Consider the following 23,093-nt stretch of genomic DNA (forward strand, 5'->3'; position numbering starts at 1 on the left):
GGCGCGCAGGCCGGTGGCGGCGCCCCGAGAGTGATGAATGCACACTACAACAATGAATTATCGCACGGCTATCGTCACTACCCTGGCTGAAATTGGCGAAGCGGCCTGGTCTGAACTGCTGGCACGCCAGGCGGACGCCAATCCCTTCCTTTCCTACGCCTTCTTGCACGCGCTGCACGAGTCCGGCTGCGCCAGCGCGGACACGGGCTGGCAGCCGAATTACCTGGTGCTGTGGCAAGGCGAAACCTTGGCCGCCGCCCTGCCCCTGTACCTCAAAATGCACTCGTATGGCGAATACGTGTTCGACTGGGCCTGGGCCGACGCCTATCGGCAACATGGCCTTGAATATTACCCGAAACTGTTGTCCGCGATACCGTTTACACCCGTCAGCGGCACACGCCTGCTGGCCCGCGATGGTCAGGCCCGCGCTGCCCTGCTGGCCTTTCTGCAGGCGCAGCAGCAAGCGGCCGACGTGTCGTCCTGCCACATCCTGTTCCCGCCGGAAAGCGAAGCGCGCCAGTTGGAGCAAGCTGGCTACCTGATGCGTAGTGGCGTGCAGTTTCACTGGCTCAATCCCGGCTACACGGATTTCGAGCAATTCCTCGCCACCCTCGAGCACAAGAAGCGCAAGAATATCCGCGCCGAGCGGCGCAAGGCGCGGGAAGCGGGCGTCACCCTGCGCCAGGTGCGCGGAGCGAACGCCACGGACGCCGACTGGAAACTGTTCCACCGCTGCTACAGCAATACCTATGCGGAACACCGCTCCTCGCCCTATCTGTCGCTGGACTTCTTCAAGCGCCTGGGCGCCAGCATGCCGGAAAACATTCTATTGGTGATCGCCGAGCGCGAAGACCGGGCCATTGCCGCCTCGCTGGTGATCCACACGGCTGACACCCTATATGGCCGCTACTGGGGCGCGCTCGAGCACGTGCCCTGTCTGCATTTCGAGACGGCGTACTACCAGCCGCTGGAATTTTGCATCGCCAACGGCATCGCCACCTTCGAAGGGGGCGCCCAGGGCGAGCACAAGATGGCACGCGGTTTCCTGCCGCAAAAGACGTGGTCCGCCCACTGGCTGGCGCACCCGGCCTTTGCCGACGCCGTGCAGCGCTTCCTCGAACGTGAACGGGGCGGCATCGATGCCTACCTCGACGAGTTGAACGAACACAGTCCGTTTCGCGCATAAAAAAAGCTATGTCACCGCCAGATGTGGGAACGCGCCCAAAGTTGCTTTCAATAATGTTTCCGGTGAGCGGATGCGCTTGGCATCGAGTATCCAGCGCCATCCCAGGTAGTTCGGCAGGTAGCGCGTCGCCACGCCGTGAAACGGACCCAGCCATTGCCGCAAACGGCTGTGATAGGCGTTGACGTTCTGCACGTGGGCGGCGCCCTGTACGCGGATGCCTGCGCGCAAGTTGACGGCCTGGTGGCTGATACCCGCTTCCCGGGCAAAAGCCCGATAGGCGGCATGGCCATCGGTGACCAGCAGGACATCCTTGTCGATCATGGGCAACAAACAATGGTGCAACTGCGCCTTGGTCAGCGCTCCTTTACCCGTGACGAAATCGAGGGTCTGGCCCGTGCGGTCGCGCGCCACCAGGATGCAGACCTGCTCATTGGAAATGCCGCGCTGGCGGGCATGGCCGCCACGGCGGCGCGCCGGACGTGTCATCTGCCGTGCTCCCTTTTCCGATTCCAGCAGATATAACTCGTCGGCTTCGGCGATGCCGTGCAGGCCATGCGGCCGGTCCGTCTTTGCCAGCGATAAAAACCGGTGGCGCCAGCGAAACGTGGTGTTGCGGTGTACGCCCAGTTGGCGCGCCGCCTTGCGCACGGAATCCGATGCCAGCAGGCAATCGGCGTAGTCGAGCCACAGCGCCTTATGGCGCAGGTGCGCCAGCGGCGTGCCGGTGAGCGCATTGAAGGTGCGCCCGCAAGGGACGCAGCGATAGCGCTGCAAGCCGTGCGCATGGCCGTGCCGGTGCAGGTGTGCCGAGTGACAGGCGGGACAGGCCAATCGCGGCTGCACCGCACTTTCCAGCAGTGCGACGGTCGCGTCGTGTGGATAGTTGCCACGCAGAAGGGTCATTCCTGCCTGCCGCTGGCGCCGGTTCAACTGCGCAAACTGCGCGATAAAGCTGATCCATTCGGCTGGCTGCATGATCTGCTCCCTGCGTGGTGAGTATGCAGAGTTAGACAACATAACCAAGGGAAGATTCCGGCATTTCCCCTATTTGCCGATGACAGAGCCTAAAAAAACGCTCCCGGCCATGACTGGCGGGGAGCGTTCTTCTTACTCGGTGTTCTTAGGCTTTGGCGGCGTCGGTCTTGAACGCTGCAACGCCGTTCAGGATTTCTTCCTTGGCCACTTCAGGGCCATACCAGCCATCGATCTTGACCCATTTGCCTTTTTCCAGATCCTTGTAGTGCTCAAAGAAATGCTGGATCTGGCGCAAGCGCAGTTCGTTCAAGTCTTCCGGCTTTTGCCAGTGGCTGTAGATCGACAGGACCTTGTCGACTGGCACGGCCAGCACTTTTGCGTCTTCGCCCGACTCGTCGGTCATTTTCAGCACGCCGATAGGACGGCAGCGCACGACCACGCCAGGGATCAGCGGGAACGGGGTGATGACCAGCACGTCGACCGGGTCGCCATCCGGCGACAGGGTGTTCGGCACGTAGCCGTAGTTGCACGGGTAATGCATGGCGGTACCCATGAAGCGATCGACGAAGATCGCGCCGCTTTCCTTGTCGACTTCGTACTTGATCGGATCGGCATTCATCGGGATTTCGATGACGACGTTGAAATCGTTCGGCAGGTCGCGGCCGGAAGAGACGTTATTCAAACTCATGGGATTCCTCATTAGCGGGTGGTGTTTTAACCGCGCAATTATAGCGAAGTACAGGCCGCTTGTGCGACGCAGCAGCGGCCCGCCGGCGTTTTGCGCGTCCTGCCAGCAACAGTGACGCGCCCGGCCCGTTGGAATGCGTAGCCTGCCAGCGGGAGTATAAACAGGCCACCGAAAATAATAAGTAGAAACACTTAAGCATTACTACGGTCAGTCCCGAATTAATTCCGTCAATATCCACCTATTTTCATTTCAATATCACCATGCGGCAAACATGGTTATTATATTTGATATTGCATTTTATGCAGCCAATTATAACAACAGCGCCAGTCTTATTCTCCCCACAATGCGGACGCATGGCGACGCAGCCGCTTCAATACCGCCCTCCAGCCCGGGAATCCCCTCTTCCAGCATAATATTTGCGCCTATTTGAAGCATTTATTTATTCAAATGCCGAACCTTCCAAAAAATGGCACGACCAGAAGACAATCATCAATTCTGATAAACTGTCACATTCTGGTGTTTCCAAAACTTCGCATACTCTGCAAACAAAGCCTTCGCTAGATTCAATATGGCGCATCATGCGCCACCGATAAATCCTTGCAAAAAGGAATATGATGATTCCCTCTTTCCGGCCCGGGCCTTTATTAAAGGTCACCGGCGTTATTTTCATTCTGTTTGGCCTCGCCCTGCTGGGCGGCGGCATCTGGCTGGCCTCTCTGGGCGGCTCCTGGTACTACCTGCTGGCCGGTATCGGCATGCTCGTTGCCGGCGCGCTGGTGTTCCAGGGCAAGCGCAGCGCGCAACCGTTCATGGCAATGCTGCTGATCGCCACTCTCATCTGGTCCGTCATTGAAGTGAAATTCGACTGGTGGCAATTGCTGCCGCGCCTCGACATCTGGTTTGCCGCCGCCGTCTGGCTGCTGCTGCCCTTCGTCAACCGCCGCCTGGCGCCAGCCGCCGCGGCGAAACAGGGACAAGCGGGCAAGACGGCGCTTTCCGCCGCCGTGGCCCTGACCGTCATCGCCGGTGTCATCGCCCTGTTCCAGGACTACCATGACCTGCATGGCGACGTGCCTGCCGAAAACATGGCCGCCACCGCCACGGGCGACCTGGCACCCGGCGTCGAGCACAATGACTGGTCCGCGTATGGCCGCTCCGGCTATGGCGACCGCTATGCCCCGGCCGCGCAGATCACGCCGGCGAATATTTCCGGCCTGAAAGAAGCCTGGACCTACCACACGGGCGACTTCAAGGGACCGAACGACCCGGGCGAGATCGCCAACGAAGTCACCCCGCTGAAGGTCAATGACATGCTGTATTTGTGCACGCCGCACAATATCGTCATCGCCCTGAACCCGGACACGGGCAAGGAAATCTGGCGCCACGATCCGAAGATCAACCGCGACGCGGCCAGCTACCAGCACATGATCTGCCGCGGCGTGGCGTACTGGGACGTGAACGCGGGCCGCGCGAAGAACAATCCAGCCCCCGAAGCTGCCGGCATGGAATGTCCGCGCCGCATCCTGGCGCCCACCATGGATGGCACCATGATCGCCGTCAACGCCGATACGGGCGAGTCGTGCAAGAGCTTTGGCAACAACGGCGTCGTCAACCTGTACAAGAACATGGCGATGATCAAGCGCGGTTTCCTGATGCCGACCTCGCCGCCGGCCGTATCGCAGAAAATGGCCGTGATCGCCGCCAGCGTGACGGACAACCACTCGACAGAAGAGCCATCGGGCGTGATCCGCGGCTACGATCCCGTCACCGGCAAGCTGATGTGGAACTGGGACCCGGCCACGCCGGAAGATACGGCGCCTTTCCCTGAAGGCAAGAACTACACCAACAACTCGCCCAACTCGTGGGGCGTGGCCAGCATCGATGAAAAGCTGGGCATGGTCTACATCCCGATGGGCAATGAAACCCCCGACACCTGGGGCGGCAACCGCAACAAGAATGGCGAGAAATTCAACAGCGCCATCGTCGCGCTGGACCTGGCGACGGGTAAAGTGCGCTGGGTCTACCAGACCGTACACCACGATATCTGGGACATGGACATCGGCGGCCAGCCCAGCCTGGTCGACATCGACACGCCGAAAGGCAAAGTGCCATCCGTCGTGGCCACGACAAAACGCGGCGACATCTACGTGATCGACCGCCGCGATGGCAGCCTGGTCGTGCCGGCGCCGGAAAAACCCGTGCCGACGAGCAATCCTGCCGCCGGCGACACCCTGTCGCCCACGCAGCCATTCTCGGCCCTGACGTTCCTGCCAGAGCGCAATATCAACGAAGCGGACATGTGGGGCACGACGCCGTTCGACCAGCTCGCCTGCCGCATCATCTTCAAGGAACGCCGCTATGAAGGCCCGTTCACGCCGCAAACGGCTGGCAAGGGCGCCGTCATCTCCCCGGGCCCATTGGGTATCTTCGAATGGGGTGGCGCGGCCATCGATCCCGTGCGCCAGTTGTTGATCGTCAACCCCGACTACATGGGCTTCCTGGAAAAACTCGTACCGCGCGCGGAAACGACGGCCAAGGGCGGCACCGGTGGCGAAATGGGCTTGCAGCCGCAGACGGGCGTCCCGTTCGCCGTGGAAATCAAGGCCTTCTTGTCGCCGCTGGGCTTCCCATGCCAGGCACCGCCATGGGGCTATGTGGCCGCCGTCGACCTGCGCACGATGAAAAAAGTGTGGATGCACAAGAACGGCACCACGCGCGACAGCGGTCCCGTGCCGATCCCGCTGCCACTGGGCGTGCCCAGCCTGGGCGGCATGGTCACCACCGGTGGCGGCGTGACCTTCCTCAGCAGCACGCTCGACTACTACATCCGCGGCTACGACGTCAGCAACGGCAAAGTGATCTGGAAAGCCCGCTTGCCAGCCGGTGGCCAGGCTACGCCGATGAGCTATGTGTCGAACAAGTCGGGACGCCAGTTCGTCGTCGTCATGGCCGGCGGCCACGGTTCGCTGGGCACGAAGATGAGCGATACCCTGGTCGCGTATGCCTTGCCCGAAGGCGCCGCCGTACCGAAAAAGTAAAGCGCGAAGAAGTAAAGTAGCAAGCTAGCAGCGCAAAAAAAAGCCGTTCAGTCTGCACTGAACGGCTTTTTTACGTCTGAAGAAATAGCTTACAGGATGGTTGCCAGGGCGCACTGCCGGTAATGGGCGGCAGCCTGTTCCGTCTGCTGCAAGGCGTCGTGCATCTGCGCCAGCTTCAGGTGGGCGTCGCGCACCATCTGCGGCTCGTTCGCGTCCGACAAGGCCTGCTCCAGGTGGCGCTGGGCCTTGCCCCACAGTTTTTGCTTGAGGCACAAGGTGCCCAGGGTCAGCGCCAGTTCCGCGTCGAGCGGACGCTGTTTCATCCATTGCTCGCAATGCTCGATCTGCAGCAGCAGGGCCGGCGTGCCGCTTGGCGCCGCCGCTTCGCGGTAGGCGCGCACAACGCGCTCGTCCCAGTCGGCGGCCAGCGACTCTTCGCACACGAGGCGCGCTTCATCGTGCAAGCCGCGCGCATTCAGGGCCGTGGCGGCGCGGCAGGCGATGTACGGCTTGACCCGGTCGCTGCTGGGCACGGTGGACCACACGCGCATCAGCGATTCCGCGTCATGCGACGGGTCGGACAGCAAATGGTCGTATGCCAGCTCGCGCAGGCGCGACGACAGGGCCGGATGCAGGGCGCGGTGCTTGTCGAGCGAACGCACGAGGCGCAGCACTTCCGGCCAGTTCTTCGCCTGCTGTTCGGCCTTGAGCGACCATTGCAGCGCGTGGATGTGGCGCGTGCCGCTGGCATTGAGTTCGCGCACGGCGGCCAGGGCCGCTTCCGGCTGGTGGTCGTCGACCAGCAATTCCGTCACCGTCATCAACCGGGCCGTCTTCAGGCTGGCATCGCCTTCGACGCGGGACAGCCAGCTGTCGCGGCGCTCGGACTGGCGCATGCGGTGCGCGGCGCGCGCGCCGATCAGCGCGGCCAGGCCGGCGTTTTCTTCCAGTTCGGCGGCCCGCAAGGCGGCCTTCTCGGCATGGCCGAAACGGCCTTCGAACAGGGCTTTCAAGGCTTCGCGCAAGCCCTTGTTGCCATCGCGCTCACGCTTGCGCTGGCGGTAGGCCGCCACTTGCGCCGGCATGCGCACGGTGGCGCGCACGGCGCGCACCAGCAAGTACAGCAGCACGAACAGCACGACTTGCAGCAGCAGGAAGAAGTTCAGCGACAAATCGATGCGGTACGGCGGATAGAACAGCACCACGTTGCCGGGGTTGAAACGGGCCGTCACGGCGATACCGATCGCCGCGGCCATCAGGGCGAGTAACCAGAGAAATAGACGCATGGGCTCAGGACTTCGCTTTGTAGTTGCGCACAGCCGTCAGGCTGTCGGACAAGGTTGGCATTTCGATGGCCAGGTTGCTGCCCTGCACCTGGCGCAGCAGTGCTTGCGCCGTCTGCGTGCTCTTGGCGCGGGTGTCGAAATACTTGGCCAGCGCATCCTGCGCAGCGATCAAGTCGTTACGGAAAGCCGTTTCATTGCGCGACAACAAGGCCATGCGGGCATTGAGCAGGCGCAGCTTGACGTTTTCGCGCAAGAAATACGATTGCGTCGGCGACAGCATCAGCGCTTCCGGCGTATCGACGCGGCGGATGCGGATCAACTGGCGCACGTCGGCCCACATGTCGCCGCTCCAGGTATTGAAGCCGTCGCGTACTTTTTGCAGCATCGGTTCCGGCGCCGGTGGCCCCACCAGCTTGCCGGCAGCATCGCGCACGGGCTTGGCCTTGCCCGGTTTTTCCGGCGCGGCCGGCAAGGCCGGCGTTTCGTCGGACAGCATCGGCAAGGAATCGATCTGGGCGATCACGGCGTCGAGGCGCAGGGCTACGCCCGTCGAATCGACGCTAGGCAGGGCCTTGAGTTTTTCCATGTCGCGCCCGATGGCGCGGCGGATGGTGATGAATTGCGGCTTGTCCGAGCGCGACAGGCTGCGGTCCGCATTTTGCAGGGCGATCAGCGCGCCGGGCACGTTGCCGGCCAGTTGCAGCTGCTGGCTGGCCGTCGACAGCACTTGCTCGATTTCCGTCAGCGCCCACTCGTCGCGGTTCTTCGACAAGTCGTTATACAGTTGTTCCAGGGCCAGCTGCTGGCTTTGCGTTTCGCTCTGGCGGTTTTCCAGCGCGCCCACCTTGATTTCCAGCTCTTTCGTGCCTTCTTGCACGTTGCGCGCCAGCACGCCCGTTTCGGCATTGCTGACATCGCCCTTTTGCAGGCGCTTGGCCACTTCTTCGCGCAGGTTGCGGATCTGCTTGCTGGTCGACCAGCTTTGCGCAGCCAGCAGCACGGCCAGCACGATGACGGCGATGCTCATGGGCTTTTGCAGCTGTTCCAGCAAGGTCGGCGCGCGGCCGGCAGGTTGGTCGGCCGCCTGCGGCGCCGTCTTCACGGCGCTGCCAGGCGTTGCATTCGGTTCGGAGAGTGTAGGCATTTCGTTCATGGTCGTGATTGTAACGCGGCGAGCACTCCTGCGTCGCCTGATCCTGTCAGGGTGACACGGGCAAAACCCAGGGCCGCCGCCGTTTGTGCAATGCGGGCGTGCGGCACGATCAGATGCTGCTGTTGCATTTTTACAACAGCCGTCTTTTCAGCATCCATTTCGCCCAGCAGCGCCAGCAAACCGCGCAGCGCTTCCGAGCTGGTGATGATCCAGTCATTATTATGCTGCAACAGATTTTCCAGGGTCGCCCGCAAGGCCGGCGTCAGCGTCGGCACCTTGCGGCGGTAGGCCGTGACGAACTCGACTTCGGCGCCGGCCGCGCGCAAGCCGTCGGCCAGGTAATCGCGTCCGCCATCGCCGCGCACGATCAGCACGCGCTTGCCGCGCAGGGCCGGCAAGTCCAGCGCCAGCAGTAAATGTTCGGAATCGCTGCGCGCCGTGTCGAGCGGGCTGGTGATGGCCGCGTTGGCGTCCGTCACGCCATGCGCTGCCAGGGCCATCTTGCTGCCCTCGCCCACGACGGCCAGCGGCACACCTGGCGGCCACGCGGGCAAGTGCGCAAAGACGCAATCGATGGCGTTCGGCGAGACGAACGCCACCAGGTCAAAATCGCGCAGGCGCGCCAGCACGGCCTGCAAGTGCGCGCATTCGTCCTCGCCGTCAAGCGCATGGATTTCCAGCAGCGGCAGCAGCTGCACGGGCAAGCCCAGCGCCGCGATGTGGGCGGCCAGCGGCCCCGCTTGTTGCGCGGGCCGCGTGATCACCACGGTGTCAGGCATGCGGCGCCAGGCCTTCATGATTGTCGGGTGTGACGGCGCACGAGGCGAGGATGCCGGCGGCGTCTTGCCCGCGCAGCAGTTCGGCCACTTGCTCGCCCAGCAGTTCGGGTGCGGCCGTCGGGCCACTGACGTCGGCACTGGCCATGCGCGCGCCGTCCGGCGTGGCGACCATGGCGCGCAAACGCATCTGTTCGCCCTCGACTGTAGCGAACGCGGCCAGCGGGATCTGGCAGCTGCCGCCGAAAATCTTCGACACCTTGCGCTCGGCCGTGACGGCTTGCGCCGTGGCCGCGTGGTTCAGCGGCGCCAGCAGGCGCACGAGGTCGGCACCGTCCGCGCGCCCGCTGCGGATCTCGATCGCCATGGCGCCCTGGCCTGCGGCCGGCAGGCTGTCTTCCGGTGCCAGCACGGCGCGGATGCGCGATTCGAGTCCCAGGCGTTTCAGGCCGGCGGCGGCCAGAATGATGGCGGCGTAATCGCCACGGTCGAGCTTGCCCAAACGCGTATCGAGGTTGCCGCGCAAGGGCAAAATCGTCAGGTGCGGATAACGGGCGGCGATCAGCGACTGGCGGCGCAGGCTGCTGGTGCCGACGACGGCGCCATGCGGCAGCTCGGCCAGGCTGGCGTAATCGTTCGACACGAACGCGTCACGCGGGTCTTCGCGTTCGAGGATGGCAGCCAGGGCAAAGCCTTCAGGCAACTCCATCGGCACGTCTTTCAGCGAATGCACGGCCAGGTCGGCGCGGCCTTCTTCCATCGCCACTTCCAGCTCCTTGACGAACAGGCCCTTGCCGCCTACCTTGGACAGGGCGCGGTCCAGAATCTGGTCGCCGCGTGTGGTCATGCCGAGAATTTCAACGCTACACTGCGGATACAGGGCGGCCAGGCGCGCACGCACGTGTTCAGCTTGCCACATGGCAAGACGACTCTCGCGCGTGGCGATCACCAGGCGGGCAGGAATATTCAATTCGTTCGGGGTCAATTCGGATGCTTTCAAAACAAGTTCTTTCGCTGTGGCTGTCGTTGTCATTATCGTTGCCATTTCGCCCGTCCGATATCAATTTGTATCGGAATGGCGCCCGGCGTCGCTATAATCGTTATCCCTTGGCCTAGAAGGCCAAGTCAGGCTAGCGTCCATGTTGAAGACCACAAATTTTATCATGCGCCCCCTCCCCTCTGCGGCCAAACGCCCGGTGCGATCCACATTCCCTTGCTTTTACACTTACTTTGGTTCTTTATTATGCTCAATGACGCAGTAGCACCAGAAATAGTTCCAGCGGCCGGTTCCGACAAGGACGCGCCGCTGAAAGAAGACATCCGCCTGCTGGGCCGCCTGCTGGGCGACGTGCTGCGCGAACAGGAAGGCGACGCCGTCTTCAATGTGGTGGAAACCATACGCCAGACTTCCGTGCGCTTCCGCCGCGAAGCGGACGCGGACGCGGCCCTGGAACTGGACGCCATGCTCAAGGAACTGAGCCGCGAACAGACGATTTCCGTCGTGCGCGCCTTTTCCTATTTTTCGCACCTGGCCAACATCGCGGAAGACCAGCACCACATCCGCCGCCGCCGCGCCCACCTGCTGGCCGGCTCCCCGGCACAAAAGGGCAGCGTCAGCTTCGCGCTGAAAAAACTGCGCATGGCCGGCGTGCCGCGCAAGACCGTCGACACCTTCTTCCAGGACGCCCTGATCGCGCCCGTGCTGACGGCCCACCCGACGGAAGTACAGCGCAAGAGCATCCTCGACGCCGAGCACGACATCGCCCGCCTGCTGGCCGAGCGCGACCTGCCACAGACGCCGAAAGAACGGCAAGCCAACATGCAGCTGCTGCGCTCGCGCGTGGCCACCCTGTGGCAGACGCGCATGCTGCGCTACTCGAAGCTGACGGTCGCCGACGAGATCGAAAACGCCCTGTCCTACTACCGCATCACCTTCCTGCGCGAACTGCCGGGCCTGTATGACGATATCGAGGAAGACATCGCCGCCGAGTACCCGAACGGCGACGGCACGATAGAACCGATTAATGCCGCCTACGTGCAGATGGGCAGCTGGATCGGCGGCGACCGTGACGGCAACCCGAACGTCAACGCGGGCACCATGCAGCACGCACTGGCGCGCCACGCCACCACCATCCTCGATTTCTACCTCGACGAAGTGCACGCGCTGGGTGCGGAATTGTCCGTCTCGACCCTGATGGTAGGCGTGAGCGCCGAACTGCAGGCGCTGGCCGACCAGTCGCCGGACGCTTCGCCGCACCGCAGCGACGAGCCCTACCGCCGCGCCCTGATCGGCATCTATGCGCGCCTGGCCGCCACGGCCCGCGCGCTGGGCGCCACCAACATCCTGCGCAAGGAAGTGGGCGCGGCGGCCGCCTACCCTGACGCGGCCGCCTTTGTGGCCGACCTGCGCACCATCGTCGCCTCGCTCGAATCGCACCACGGCGCTGCCCTCGTGCGCCCGCGCCTGGCGACCCTGGCACGCGCGGCCGACATCTTCGGCTTCCACCTGGCGTCGCTCGACATGCGCCAGACCTCGGACGTACACGAGCGCGTGCTGGCCGACCTGTTCGCGAAAAGCGGCGTGGCCGCCGATTACACGTCCCTGTCCGAAGAAGACAAGCAAGCGCTGCTGCTGAACGAACTGGCCCAGCCGCGTTTGCTGTACTCGCCCTACATTGCCTACGCCACGGAAACGGATTCCGAGCTGGCGATCCTGCGCGCGGCGCGCGACATCCGCCAGCGCTACGGCGCGCGGGCCATCCGCAACTACATCATCTCGCACACGGAAACCGTGTCCGACTTGCTGGAAGTATTGCTGCTGCAAAAAGAAACAGGCTTGCTGCGCACCGACTGGAAGGCCGGAGGCGACGGCGACAGCACGTGCGAGCTGATGGTCATCCCCCTGTTCGAGACGATCCCCGACCTGCAGCGCGCGGCCGGCATCATGAGCCAGGTCATGGCCTTGCCCCTGGTAAAACAATTGATCGCCAAGCAGGGACAGCTGCAGGAAGTCATGCTCGGCTATTCCGATTCGAACAAGGATGGCGGCTTCCTCACGTCGAACTGGGAACTGTACAAGGCGGAACTGGCGCTCGTGTCCGACTTTCAAAAGGCCGGCGTCAAGCTGCGCCTGTTCCATGGCCGCGGCGGCACGGTGGGCCGTGGCGGCGGCCCCAGCTACGAAGCCATCCTGGCCCAGCCGCCGGGCACCGTCAACGGCCAGATCCGCCTGACGGAACAAGGCGAGATCATCGCCTCGAAGTTTTCCAACGCGGAAATCGGCCGGCGCAACCTGGAATTGCTGGTCGCCGCCACCCTGGAAGCGAGCCTGGCGCCGCAGGAAGCCAATCCGGCCCGCAACGGCCAGCTGGCGCAGTTCGAAGCCGTGATGGCGCAATTGTCGGACCTCGCCTATCACGCCTACCGCCACCTCGTGTATGAAACGCCAGGCTTTACGGAGTATTTCTTCTCGGCTACGCCGATTGCGGAAATCGCCGAGCTGAACCTCGGTTCGCGCCCCGCCTCGCGCAAGGCCAACCAGCGTATCGAAGACTTGCGCGCCATTCCCTGGGGCTTTTCCTGGGGCCAGTGCCGCTTGCTGCTGCCGGGCTGGTTCGGCTTCGGCAGCGCCATCGAAGCCTGGATCAATCAGGCCGACGGCGATGCGAAAGATGACAGGATCGCCACCCTGCGCGCCATGTACGCCGAATGGCCATTCTTTGCCACCCTGCTGTCGAACATGGACATGGTGCTGGCCAAGACGGACCTGGCGATCGCCTCGCGCTATGCGGAACTGGTGGCGGACCAGGGCTTGCGCGAACGCATCTACAAGCGCATCACGGACGAGCATGGCAACACCTTGCGCTGCCTGGAGCTGATCACCGGCAATAAGGAACGGCTGGCGGGCAATCCGCTGCTGGCCCGCTCGATCCAGAACCGCTTCGCCTATCTCGACCCGCTGAACCACTTGCAGGTGGAATTGATCAAGCGCAACCGCACCCTGTCCAACGCCGGTAAAGTCGACGAACGGGTGCACCGCGGTATCCAGCTGTCGATCAATGGCGTGGCGGCAGGCCTGCGCAACACGGGCTGATCACGTCAAACTGCCATCGGCAGGCAGGGGCCGGCACCGCAAGGGCCGGCCCTTTTGCTTGCTCAATGGAAAAATATTCTCAAGAAAGCAACATTTGGTATTACACTAGCGTGGAATATCCTCCCCCCACTCCGGCGCCAGGCGCACCGCAGCGGCCAACCACGACGCCAGGAATGCGGATGAGCAAATGGTCGATTGAAACGCTGGGTGCGGCATGCGCCGCCATCATCCTGGTCGTGCTGGGCTGGCTGGCGGGCGCGGCTTGGCAGGAACTCAACTTCTGGGAACATGTCTGGCTGTCGCTGCTGCTGGCGACCGCTGGCGGCATCGCACTATGGCTGCTGCGCGTGCTGCGCAACCACCTGGCCAGCACGCGACTGCAGCTCGACGCCAGCGTCATGCGCTACCGCGACCTGAGCGAGACGGCGCAGGACGGGATGTGGCAAACGGACGCGGAAGGCACGATATTGCATCTCAACCAGCGCCTGTGCGACATGCTGGGCATCCCGGCGGAAAAGCTGCTGGGCCACAAGATGAGCGAATTCCACGATGAAGCGACCTTGCTGCGCCTGTGCCCGCTGAGACGCACGCAGGAACACAGCTGCATGGGCGAACTGCAGTACTGGCACAGCGACGGATCGGAACGCTGGGCCATGATCAGCGGCCGCTGCCTGTACGACCAGCTGGGCACCTTGACAGGCGCGCTCGTGCTGGCCAACGACATCACGGAACACAAGCGGGCCGAACACGCGCTCAGCGTCGCCCATGCGGAGCTGGAAAGCCGCGTGGCCCTGCGCACGGCCCAGCTGCTCGACGTGAATCTCCAGCTGTCCGCGGAAATCGCCATGCGCGCGCAAACGGAAGCGGCCCTGGCGCGCAGCGAAGAACGGCTGCAGGACATCATTTCCATGATGCCCCTGTCGCTGTTCCTCAAGGATGCCGATTCGCGCATCTTGCTGATGAACCAGGCTTGCGAACAGCAATGGGGCGTGCGCCAGCAGGACATCGCCGAAGGACGCGACCTGCAGCACTTTCCCAGCGATCAGAACGTGGGCTTCCACGCGGCGGACCGGGAAGCGTTTGCCAGCCGCAAGGTGGTGATCCGCGAAGAATTGGTATGGAACGCGCAGTTGCAGGAAAACCGCCTGGTGCAGACGCACAAGAAACCCGTGTTTGACGCCCACGGCCGGCCGCAGATGATCATCGCCATGGCCATCGACATCACCGACAGCAAGCGCAACGAGGAAAACCTGGAACGCACCCTGGCCCAGCTGCGCGAATTGACCGACCACCAGCAAACCATCAAGGAAGAAGAGCGGCGCCGCATCGCGCTCGACATTCATGACGACCTGGGCCAGAACCTGATGGTGCTGCGCATCGATGTGTCGCTGCTGCACGCGCGCACGGCCAAGGGCCATCCGCGTCTGCACCGCCACGCGCAGCGCGTGCTCGACACCATCGATACCACCATCCGCTCCGTGCGCACCATCATCAATGACTTGCATCCCAGTACTCTCGAGCTGGGACTGGGCCCGGCGGCCGAATGGCTGATCCGCCAGATGGAGGGCCGCGGCGCCATCCGCTACCGGCTCAAGCTCGACAGCGAGGCGCCGGACCTGGGCCTGGACCAGCGCCAGACGTCGGCCATCTTCCGCGTGCTGCAGGAATCGCTGTCGAACATCGTGCGCCATGCCCAGGCCAGCGAAGTGGAAGTGGCGCTGGAGCAGGACGCGGACGCCATCGTGCTGCGCATCAGCGACAACGGCATCGGCATGCAGCCGGGCGACCACGGCAAGCGGGCCGCCTTCGGTCTGAAAAGCATACGCGAACGTGTCCACGCGCTGGGCGGCGAACTGCGTATCGACAGCCAGGCCGGCCAGGGCACGGTGCTGGCCATCCACCTGTCGCGGGCCAGGAAAGGCGCGCCAGTCAACCATGACGCAACACAAGAATTAGCAAAAACAGTAGAAAATTAAGTATGTATTTTCGACATTAAAAAGTATAGTAAGTTTTTTCTTTGAGGAAACTATCATGCCGCCACGGTTCTCCCGCCTCCCCGCCCCACTGCTCGGCCTGTGCCTGCTGGCCGCCGCCTCCACCGCCAGCGCCATCATCTATGCCGAACGGGGCTTTGGTGAAAGGGATGGCAATGGCAGCATCGCGTCCGACCTGAACCCGGCGGGCCTGGTGGCCGGCATCATCATGGAGGAAGAAGGACGGCGCCGCGCCGTGACGTACCAGCATGGCCGCATCCGCGAGCTGGGCACCTTGGGCGGCGATGAAGGTTTCACCAAGGCCATCAATATCCATGGCGTGGTGGTCGGTTCGGCGCAGACGGCCAGCGGCGCCTGGCACGCCTTCCGCTACGATGCGGCGGGCGGCATGCGCGACCTGGGCACGCTGGGCGGCACCAGCAGCTACGCCACGGCCATCGCGCGCGGCGGCCAGGTGGCCGGCTATGCCGATACCAGCGGCGGCGATTTCCACGCCTTTGTGACAAAAGCCGACCACAGCCTGCAAGATCTGGGCACCCTGGGCGGCGCCAGCAGCTATGCCAGCGGGCTGAACAGCCATGGCGTGGTGGTGGGCACGGCCCAGCGCGGCGATGGCTACCGCCGCGCCTTCGTCTACCGCCCCGGCGCGGGCATGCAGGAAATCGGCACCCTGCCCGGCGGACGCATCAGCTCGGCCACCGCCATCAATGACGCGGGCCTGATCGTGGGCGCCTCGGAAACGGAAAAGCGGCGCTGGCACGCCTTTGCCTGGGACGGCAAGCGCATGCTCGACCTGGGCGCCATGATCGGCCAGGGCGACAGCTACGCCACAGCGGTCAATGCGGCCGGACACGTGGTCGGCAGCGTCAACATCAACGGCTATGAACCGATGACCTTTGTCTACAAGGAAGGTGTGATGACGGTGCGCCGCCGCGACGACGGCCTGTACCTGACCAACAAGATCACGGACGCCGGGCTGGTGGTGGGCGCCATCTACACGGGGCATAAATTCCAGGCCTTCGCCGTGCCGTCGCAAGCGTCGCCGCCACCGCCGCGCCGCAACCCGCTGGACTGGCTGTTCCTCACCTTCATCATCGGCGCCAGCGGCGTGGCGCTGTACAAGCTGCAGCACCATCACCGCGCCGGCCTGCCAGGCCAGCGCACGTATTTTATGTAAGCAACGCTGGAGATGGGCGAAAAAAAAGAGGCTTGCGCCTCTTTTTTTGTTGCTTGCCCTACGCTTAGTTTTGCGTCAGGAAGGTTTTCAATTTATCTGAACGCGAAGGCTGGCGCAGCTTGCTCATGGCTTTCGCCTCGATCTGGCGGATACGCTCGCGCGTCACGTCGAACTGCTTGCCCACTTCTTCCAAGGTGTGGTCGTTCGACATTTCCACGCCGTAACGCATGCGCAGCACTTTCGCTTCGCGCGGCGTCAGGGAGTCCAGCACTTCCTTGATCACGTTGCGCATCGATGCGTGCAGCGCGGCGTCCAGCGGCGCCAGGGTCGTGTTGTCTTCGATGAAGTCGCCCAGTTGCGAATCGCCATCTTCGCCCATCGGCGTTTCCATGGAAATCGGCTCTTTCGCGATCTTCATGATTTCGCGCACCTTGTTTTCCGGCATTTCCATCTTGACGGCCAGAGTCGCCAGGTCCGGCTCGCTGCCCGTTTCCTGCATGATCTGGCGTGAGATGCGGTTCATCTTGTTGATCGTTTCGATCATGTGCACCGGCACGCGGATGGTGCGGGCCATGTCGGCGATCGAACGCGTGATCGCCTGACGGATCCACCAGGTGGCGTAGGTCGAGAACTTGTAGCCGCGGCGGTATTCGAACTTGTCGACAGCCTTCAGCAAGCCGATATTGCCTTCCTGGATCAGATCGAGGAATTGCAAGCCGCGGTTGATGTATTTCTTGGCGATCGAAATGACCAGACGCAAGTTGGCGACCGTCATTTCGCGTTTTGCGTGACGCGCACGCTTTTCGCCGGCAGCCATCTGCTTGTTGATCTTGCGCAAGTCAGCCAGCGGCAGGGCCACGCGCGCTTGCAGGTCGATCATCTTCTTTTGCAGTTCCTTGACGGCAGGCACGTTGCGGCTGAGGATGGCGCTGTACGGATACTTGCAATCGACTTCGCGGTCGACCCATTCCAGGTCACATTCATTGCCCGGGAACACCTTGATGAAGTGGGCGCGCGGCATGCCGCATTTGTTCACGCACAGTTCCAGCACGGCGCGCTCGATGTGGCGCACTTCTTCCATCTGGCCACGCAGAGTGTCGCACAGCTTTTCCACGACCTTGGCCGTGAAGCGGATGCCCAGCAATTCCTGCGAAATGGCTTCCTGCGCCTTGATGTAGGCTTTCGAATTGTAGCCCTCGGGCGCCTTGCGCATCTTGTCGTACTGCGTCGAAATGACGTTGAATTTCTCCAACGCATTCTTTTTCAGCTGCGCCAACTGCTCGCTCGAGAAACCGGCCGCGCCGCCATTGGCGTCGCCGTCTTCTTCCTCGGCTTCTTCTTCCTCTTCCTCGTCGTCACCGCTGGCGGCGGCAGGCGCGGCGGCAGCGGCAGGCGCCGGGGCATTGCTTTCGTTCAGATCGACAAAGCCGTCGACCACTTCATCGACCTTGATTTCGTCGCGCGCGATTTTTTGCGACAGCGCAACGATTTCACCGATCGTGGTCGGGCAGGCGGAAATAGCCTGGATCATGTCTTTCAAGCCGCCTTCGATGCGCTTGGCGATCTCGATCTCGCCTTCGCGCGTCAGCAGCGCCACGGCGCCCATTTCACGCATGTACATGCGCACGGGGTCGGTGGTGCGGCCGAAGTCGGAGTCGACGGTCGACAAGGCGGTCGCGGCAGCCGCTTCCACTTCATCATCGCTGGTGACGGTGGCGACGTTGTCAGTCAACAACAGGCTTTCCGCGTCAGGGGCGCGCTCGTAGACGGCGATGCCCATGTCGTTGAAGGTGGCGATGATGCCTTCGATCGCTTCCGGATCGATGATGTTTTCAGGCAATTGGTCATTGATCTCGGCATAGGTGAGGAAACCGCGTTCCTTGCCCATGTTGATCAAGCCCGTGATCTGCTTGCGGCGGCGTTCCAGGTCCGCTGCCGATGCTTCCGGATCGCCCAATGCGTCCGCCAGGCCGCCCTTGGCCTTGCGGTCGCGCGCTTTCGACACGGCCTTCAGTTCGGCGCGTTCGACGGCGTTCAGTGCTGCCACTTCATCGTTTTCCGGCGTGAATTCGCTCGGTTTGCGGCCACGGCGGCCTGGCACCTTGACGGTTGGCAGGAAATAATTCGACGTATCGATGGCGGCCAGGGCGTCGGCGTCCGTGGTCTTGCTGACCACTTGCGCGCCGGTGATGATGGTCACGGGCGCCGCTTCCGGCTTGGCGCGCACGACTTTCGAACGGGCTGCCGTCACCACTTTGTTCGTGGCGGCGCTTTCGCTGACCTTGCGCGGCGCGGCCGGAGCCTTGGCGCCAGGGGCGATCTTCACGCTTGGCGTCTTCGCCGGGGCGGGTTCAGCGGCCTCGGTCACGTCGGCAACAGCCTCGGCGGCTGGCGCGCTGACGGCCGCTTCCGCAGCCGTATCGGCCGGTGGCACGGCGGCCAGGCGCGAGCGGCTTTTCTTCACCACGGTGACGACGGTCGGCGCCGTCGTGACGGTGGCTTCCGGATTCGCTTGCGCATTATCGATGAAGTAAGATAAAGTCGTTTTGGGTACGGCAAGTGGTGCCGCGGCTGGGCGTGGCGCCTTGGCGGACAACGTTAAAGTTTTTGGCGTATTCTTCATGAGATATCTCTTAATGCGAGACCAGATGGTGTCGGCGCGAAGTGAATGATTCCACCTAAGCCTGCGAAACCGGACTCGATGGAGCGTATTGTTGCGGCTGCCGTGTTAACGGCAGCGGCGCCTGTCTATCGGGACGTTCAAAGCCCGCGCATCCGTCATGCGGAGCGGCGGACCGTACGGCGAGGCCGAAGCCGGGTCAGATAAATAAGCGATGTACATTGCGGAATGAAAAAAAGCCCGTACCAGAACGGGCTTGAATCTATTGTTGTTCAGTGAAGACACAGCGGAGAGCAAGATTATGCACGAAGGCCAGTTATCTGGATAATTGATAAGAGGAATATCCGATATCAAAAATACTAATAATTGGGATCCTGTACCGCACTGCTCCTATCCCCTGCACACCTGAGCCAGACCGTCAAAAACGGGGTCCAGTCATCAGCGCAAGCCGACATTATACACATTTCCCGCATTTCGCGCTGCGTCCGCTGTAGCGCGGACCCGCCTATCGCAGCGCAAGTTGCGCGCAAGTTGCCAAAAAAGACAATGCACTTGCCTGTGGCGCGTGCTATGCTCCCCTTTTATAGCCCAACCAATGATGTCGATGACCAGCTCCACGCCAGACCAGCAAGCCACCACTCCTGACACGCCAGTCGATGCAGCCCCAGCGGCGGCACCGGCCGCAGCGACCACGCCGGCGCCTGCCGGCCTGACCGCGCGCGCGCTGCTGAAGCAATTCCAGGAGCAATTCCCGCCATTCCGCGATTGCCTGCCCTTGTCGATCGGTATCGACAAGCAGATCCTGGCACGCCTGCCGGACCTGGACCGCAAGCTGATGCGCACGGCGCTGGGCATCCACACGGGTTCGCTGCGCTACCTGCGCGTGATGGAAAAAGCCAAGGTACGCTACGACCTCGACGGCACGGCCGGCGCGGAAGTGACGCAAACCCACCGCGACCACGCCACGCAAGTATTGCAGCAGCGCTTCAAGAAGGAAGCCGAGCGCAAGAAAGCCGAGCGCGATGCAGCGGCCGCCGAAGAAGCAAACCGCTTGCGCCTGGAAAAACTGAATCAGCTGACCGCGAAATTCTCGCGCAAAGGCTGATCCGGTTTCATGGACACAGCTGCCGCACCGCCACTGCCCCCGTATCAAGGCATCGCCCTCGACCACGTCAAGCTGGTACGCACCAGCGATGATGCAAAAGCGGCCATGGCCGCGCTGCTGGCAGCGGACGCCATCGGCTTCGATACGGAATCGAAGCCGACGTTCGTCAAGGGCGAGTCTTCCACGGGTCCCCATCTGATCCAGCTGGCCACCGACGACATCGCCTACCTGTTCCAGGTGGGCAGCACGCCGGCGCCAGCCCTGGCCGAACTCAAAGCCATCCTCGAATCAACCACCACCCTGAAAGTGGGTTTTGGCCTGTCCGACGACGTCAAGCGCCTGCGCAACAAGCTCGGTATCGCGCCGGCCCAGGTGCTCGACCTGTCCGTCGCCCTGCGCGGCGGCCAGCGCAACGACCTGGGCGCGAAGACGGCCGTGGCCAAGTTCTTCGGCCTGCACCTGCAGAAATCGAAAAAGATCTCGACCACCAACTGGGCCACCTCGCGCCTGACGGAAAAGCAGATCCTGTACGCGGCCGACGATGCGCAAGTGGCCCTGCGCGTGTACCGCCGCTGGATCGCCGAAGGCGGCAAGGTCACGCCGCAAAAAGCCCCGCGCGCCAGCACGCCACCGGCCCCGCCTCCCGCTCCTGCCTGAAGCTGGCGCCTTTCCGCAGCATGAACAAGAACAAGTCCATCGGCACCACGCTTGAGGCGATCGCCGCCGCCGAACAGGCACTGGAGCGAGCGCTGCCCGCGTCCTACGTGCAATGGTTGTTGGAGAACAATGGCCGCGCGCTGGGCGCCTTGAGCATATTTCCCGTCTACGACGCGGCCAATGCGCGCAAGACGTGGGAATCAATCGAGCGCCACTACAACACGGGCTGGCAGGAATGGCTGAGGAATGTGGGTGGTGGCAACGAGGCCAGCGCCCTGCTGCCCTTCGCCCAGTTCGGCACGGGCGATTACTATTGTTTTGACTATGCGCAAACGGGGCCATCGGGCGAGCCCGTGGTCGTGCTGTGGTCGCATGAAACAGGCGCCACCAGCACGGTGGCACCCGACTTTGCGTCATTCCTGATACTGCCCGGCCGGCCGGGCTAAAACCCGGCGGCCGGCGCAGCCTTATTTGACCAGGCGCAAAGTCAGCGGATAGCGGTAAGTGATGCCATTGCTGGCCTTGACGGCCGCGACGATCGAGCACACCAGGTTGGCCAGCGCCACGATCCAGAACAGGAACAGGCCGATCAGCACGAACGACAGGATGAAGCAGGCGAAATACCAGATGATCAGGGTGATCTGGAAATTGAGCGCTTCGCGGGCGTTCTCGGCCGAGAATTTATCCGCATCATCTTTCTTGATCAAGTAAATGATCAGCGGCGCCACCCAGCTGGTGAACAGGCCGCCAACATGGGACAGAATGGCCATCGTCGTATCTTGCGTACGGCCCACTTCCGGCTGCGTGTTATCCATTATCATTCCCATCATTAGTTATAGATACTTCAATATAACAGCAATATTTCTTTTTGGAATGAAACATGTGCTACCGCAAGGGACTTTTTTTCATGTACCGCTTGTTGCCGCCTGCGCCAGCCGCCCCAGGGTGGCGACGGCCTCTTCCAGCTGCGGGCTCCACGGGTGGCCGTAATTGAGGCGGATGCAATGGCGAAACGCGCGCGTGGCAGAAAAGATGGGGCCGGGCGCAATGCTGATGCCGGCCGCCAGCGCGCTGCGGTGCAAGGCCAGCGCATCGATACCCACGGGCATTTCCACCCAGACAAAATAGCCGCCTTGCGGCCGCGTCACACGCGTGCCGGGCGGAAAATGCACGGCGATGGCTTGCAGCATGGTGTTTTGCTGCGCAGCCAGGGTCAGCCGCAGCTGGCGCAAGTGACGATCGTAGCCGCCCTGCGCCAGGTAGTCGGCCAGCGCCATCTGCAGCGGGATGGGCGCCGACAGGCTGGTCGTCAGTTTCAGGCGCTCGACCTGGCGCGCATAGCGGCCCGCCACGGCCCAGCCCAACCGAAAACCGGGCGCCAGGGTCTTCGAAAACGAGCTGCAATGCATCACCAAGCCCGCGCTGTCGTGGCTTTTCGTCAGGCCGGGGCGCTGCTTGCCAAAGTACAGCTCGCCATACACGTCATCCTCGATCAGCGGCACGTCGTGGCGCGCCAGCAATTCGACCAGCGCGCGCTTCTTTTCCGACGGCATCAGGCTTCCCAGCGGATTCTGGAAACTCGTCATCAGCCAGCACGCCTTGGGCTGGTGGCGCTGCAACAGCTCTTCCAGCGCGGCCAGGTCGACGCCATCGCGAGGGCTGGTGGCGATCTCGACGGCCTTGAGTTCCAGCCGCTGCAGCGCCTGCAAACAGGCATAGAAGCTGGGCGACTCGATCAGCACCGTGTCGCCGGGCCGCGTGACGGCTTGCAGGCACAGGTTCAGCGCTTCCAGCGCGCCATTCGTGATGACGATGTCGTCGCTGGAAACGGGCACGCCGTCGAGCTGGTAGCGCAGCGCGATCTGGCGGCGCAGTTCCGCATTGCCCAAGGACAAATCCGTGACGGTGCTCCACGGGTCGAGACGGCGCATGCTGGCCGACACGGCCCGCGCCAGCCGTTCCATGGGAAACAGATGCGGGCTGGGAAACGCCGAGCCGAAGGGCACGATATCGCGCGCGCCCACGGCGCCCAGCACTTCGAACACGAGGTCGCTGACGTCGACCGTGGTGCTGGCGGCCAGCGGATGGGAACTGTCCGGCTCGGGCGCCAGCGCGGCGCGCTGCGGCGCCACGTAATAGCCGGAGCGGGGACGCGAGACGATCATGCCGCGCGCTTCGAGCAAATAATACGCCTGGAACACCGTCGACGGGCTGACGCCCCTGCGCGCATGCTGCTGGCGCACGGACGGTAACTTATCGCCAGGCAGCAACAGCTGCGCGCTGATCATGGCGGCGACTTCTTCCGCCAATTCCTCATATCGTTTCAACCCTGCTCCTCAAACTGA

General features: G+C 62.9%; 17 protein-coding genes. 8 read left to right on the forward strand and 9 right to left on the reverse strand.

Features of this window, described 5'->3' with window-relative positions:
- The first annotated feature begins 52 nt into the window (after nucleotides 1-52).
- Entirely contained in the window at nucleotides 53-1,186 is a 1,134-nt protein-coding gene (locus JAB6_RS18690; RefSeq protein WP_070304045.1) for a GNAT family N-acetyltransferase, read from the forward strand.
- Between the two features lie 6 nt (nucleotides 1,187-1,192).
- Here the strand turns inward: JAB6_RS18690 and JAB6_RS18695 are convergent, their stop codons facing one another.
- Nucleotides 1,193-2,161, reverse strand: a complete 969-nt coding sequence (locus tag JAB6_RS18695) for an IS1595 family transposase (RefSeq protein ID WP_070304046.1) — start codon at nucleotides 2,159-2,161, stop codon at nucleotides 1,193-1,195.
- 145 nt (nucleotides 2,162-2,306) lie between these two features.
- Nucleotides 2,307-2,849, reverse strand: a complete 543-nt coding sequence (ppa, locus tag JAB6_RS18700; protein WP_034786159.1) for an inorganic diphosphatase — start codon at nucleotides 2,847-2,849, stop codon at nucleotides 2,307-2,309.
- 611 nt (nucleotides 2,850-3,460) lie between these two features.
- On the opposite strand from ppa, the gene JAB6_RS18705 reads away from it, so the two are divergent.
- Nucleotides 3,461-5,887, forward strand: a complete 2,427-nt coding sequence (locus JAB6_RS18705; protein ID WP_070304047.1) for a membrane-bound PQQ-dependent dehydrogenase, glucose/quinate/shikimate family — start codon at nucleotides 3,461-3,463, stop codon at nucleotides 5,885-5,887.
- Between the two features lie 89 nt (nucleotides 5,888-5,976).
- On the opposite strand, the gene JAB6_RS18710 is transcribed toward JAB6_RS18705, so the two are convergent.
- Genes JAB6_RS18710 through hemC form a run of 4 tightly spaced genes read right to left on the reverse strand, consistent with a single transcriptional unit; the run spans nucleotide 5,977 to nucleotide 10,102 of the window.
- A complete protein-coding gene (locus JAB6_RS18710) occupies nucleotides 5,977-7,173 on the reverse strand; it encodes a heme biosynthesis protein HemY (protein WP_080698801.1) in 1,197 nt (398 codons plus the stop codon).
- Nucleotides 7,174-7,177: 4 nt separating this feature from the next.
- Entirely contained in the window at nucleotides 7,178-8,326 is a 1,149-nt protein-coding gene (locus JAB6_RS18715; RefSeq protein ID WP_058049383.1) for a uroporphyrinogen-III C-methyltransferase, read from the reverse strand.
- The gene (locus JAB6_RS18720) at nucleotides 8,323-9,105 is read right to left on the reverse strand and encodes a uroporphyrinogen-III synthase (RefSeq protein ID WP_070304149.1); all 783 of its coding nucleotides are present in this window, start codon (nucleotides 9,103-9,105) and stop codon (nucleotides 8,323-8,325) included. The genes JAB6_RS18715 and JAB6_RS18720 overlap by 4 nt, the downstream gene beginning before the upstream one ends.
- On the reverse strand, nucleotides 9,098-10,102 hold the full coding sequence (gene hemC, locus JAB6_RS18725; protein WP_083292807.1) for a hydroxymethylbilane synthase: 1,005 nt from the start codon (nucleotides 10,100-10,102) through the stop codon (nucleotides 9,098-9,100). The genes JAB6_RS18720 and hemC overlap by 8 nt, the downstream gene beginning before the upstream one ends.
- Nucleotides 10,103-10,345: 243 nt before the next feature.
- On the opposite strand from hemC, the gene ppc reads away from it, so the two are divergent.
- From ppc to JAB6_RS18740, 3 genes are all read left to right on the forward strand, one after another.
- Complete coding sequence (gene ppc / locus JAB6_RS18730; protein WP_070304048.1) at nucleotides 10,346-13,195, forward strand: phosphoenolpyruvate carboxylase; 2,850 nt, start codon at nucleotides 10,346-10,348, stop codon at nucleotides 13,193-13,195.
- Nucleotides 13,196-13,374: 179 nt separating this feature from the next.
- Nucleotides 13,375-15,171 carry a PAS domain S-box protein gene (locus JAB6_RS18735; RefSeq protein ID WP_070304049.1) on the forward strand — a complete coding sequence of 599 codons (1,797 nt, stop codon included), beginning with the start codon at nucleotides 13,375-13,377 and terminating at the stop codon, nucleotides 15,169-15,171.
- A gap of 55 nt (nucleotides 15,172-15,226) precedes the next feature.
- Nucleotides 15,227-16,366 carry a hypothetical protein gene (locus JAB6_RS18740; protein WP_070304050.1) on the forward strand — a complete coding sequence of 380 codons (1,140 nt, stop codon included), beginning with the start codon at nucleotides 15,227-15,229 and terminating at the stop codon, nucleotides 16,364-16,366.
- 64 nt (nucleotides 16,367-16,430) lie between these two features.
- Here the strand turns inward: JAB6_RS18740 and rpoD are convergent, their stop codons facing one another.
- Nucleotides 16,431-18,989: an RNA polymerase sigma factor RpoD gene (gene rpoD / locus JAB6_RS18745; protein WP_070304051.1), complete on the reverse strand. Its 2,559-nt coding sequence runs from the start codon at nucleotides 18,987-18,989 to the stop codon at nucleotides 16,431-16,433.
- Between the two features lie 592 nt (nucleotides 18,990-19,581).
- On the opposite strand from rpoD, the gene JAB6_RS18750 reads away from it, so the two are divergent.
- From JAB6_RS18750 to JAB6_RS18760, 3 genes are read left to right on the forward strand one after another with little or no spacing between them, the layout of a single operon-like run.
- Nucleotides 19,582-20,091 carry a ProQ/FINO family protein gene (locus tag JAB6_RS18750; RefSeq protein ID WP_034758713.1) on the forward strand — a complete coding sequence of 170 codons (510 nt, stop codon included), beginning with the start codon at nucleotides 19,582-19,584 and terminating at the stop codon, nucleotides 20,089-20,091.
- Nucleotides 20,092-20,100: 9 nt separating this feature from the next.
- Nucleotides 20,101-20,748 carry a 3'-5' exonuclease gene (locus JAB6_RS18755; RefSeq protein WP_070304052.1) on the forward strand — a complete coding sequence of 216 codons (648 nt, stop codon included), beginning with the start codon at nucleotides 20,101-20,103 and terminating at the stop codon, nucleotides 20,746-20,748.
- Nucleotides 20,749-20,768: 20 nt separating this feature from the next.
- Nucleotides 20,769-21,194 carry an SMI1/KNR4 family protein gene (locus JAB6_RS18760; protein WP_070304053.1) on the forward strand — a complete coding sequence of 142 codons (426 nt, stop codon included), beginning with the start codon at nucleotides 20,769-20,771 and terminating at the stop codon, nucleotides 21,192-21,194.
- Nucleotides 21,195-21,215: 21 nt separating this feature from the next.
- Here JAB6_RS18760 and JAB6_RS18765 read toward each other — a convergent pair whose 3' ends face one another.
- Nucleotides 21,216-21,563, reverse strand: a complete 348-nt coding sequence (locus tag JAB6_RS18765) for a DUF4870 domain-containing protein (protein WP_034758731.1) — start codon at nucleotides 21,561-21,563, stop codon at nucleotides 21,216-21,218.
- A 90-nt stretch (nucleotides 21,564-21,653) separates the two neighbouring features.
- Nucleotides 21,654-23,075, reverse strand: a complete 1,422-nt coding sequence (locus JAB6_RS18770) for a PLP-dependent aminotransferase family protein (RefSeq protein ID WP_070304054.1) — start codon at nucleotides 23,073-23,075, stop codon at nucleotides 21,654-21,656.
- Nucleotides 23,076-23,093: the final 18 nt, after the last annotated feature.

It is taken from the genome of Janthinobacterium sp. HH104 (assembly GCF_001758715.1).
Classification (GTDB): Bacteria; Pseudomonadota; Gammaproteobacteria; order Burkholderiales; family Burkholderiaceae_D; genus Janthinobacterium; species Janthinobacterium aestuarii.